The 678-nt window shown below is 43.4% G+C and carries 2 protein-coding genes; both read right to left on the bottom strand.

The window, feature by feature from the left end:
* On the bottom strand, nucleotides 1–250 hold a 250-nt coding region (locus E7X56_RS11605; protein WP_135606895.1), incomplete at its 3' end, for a hypothetical protein.
* A 132-nt stretch (nucleotides 251–382) separates the two neighbouring features.
* The coding region (locus E7X56_RS11600; RefSeq protein WP_135606760.1) for a DUF2149 domain-containing protein at nucleotides 383–678 on the bottom strand (296 nt) is incomplete at its 5' end.

Here is a 678-nt window from a genome sequence, read left to right as displayed (position 1 = left end):
TAATTACCGTTCTTTCTCCGATGTAGTAATACGTTCCACCCATCGGGGATTGTGACTCTTTGACGGATCTGATCTTATAGAAGCCATCAGGCAAATTAACAAAACTATATGCAGCAGTCTCACTATCACTGATCGTGCTGCCAACAAGTTCCATATTTGCATATTCATCTTCTTCTGCCGATACCACTGGCGAAGCTGCCAGTAAAATCAATACACTTAATAGTAATAACTGATGTTTTATTTTTTGCATATTATCCACTCGATAATGTGTAAGACATCCCGGCACTTTGCTTGTCGGCTGTTCCGGGATGTCTCAAAAATTCATAATCCACACATTTTCATTCTATTTTCTATTGGTAATTTCCACACACTCTTGAAATGATCAGGTTCCCGTTTCGTTTCCGGAATCAGGAACGTAGATCACACGACCATCCGCCAGCTTGTAAGCGGTTCCAAGAGCATCGCCGGTACCACCGCCTATCTGATCGGTCATGTTCAGTACTTCTATCTCCTGCCCTTCCTTGACTATGATCTTCATATTCTCCTGGCCAGGATTCATTACGATGGTCATATCTGTAGGACTGAGCAGCTCAGGTAGCTGGTAAGACATCACAAGAGCTACCAATAGAGCTACTGAGAACACCATGGCAACATCGAAGAGGTTAGCCACTCCGGTAA

Origin of the sequence: Methanococcoides sp. NM1 (assembly GCF_900774285.1) — an archaeon.
GTDB lineage: Archaea > Halobacteriota > Methanosarcinia > Methanosarcinales > Methanosarcinaceae > Methanococcoides > Methanococcoides vulcani.
The sequence above is the reverse complement of the archived record's forward strand: the minus strand, read 5'-3'. Positions and strand labels throughout refer to the sequence as shown.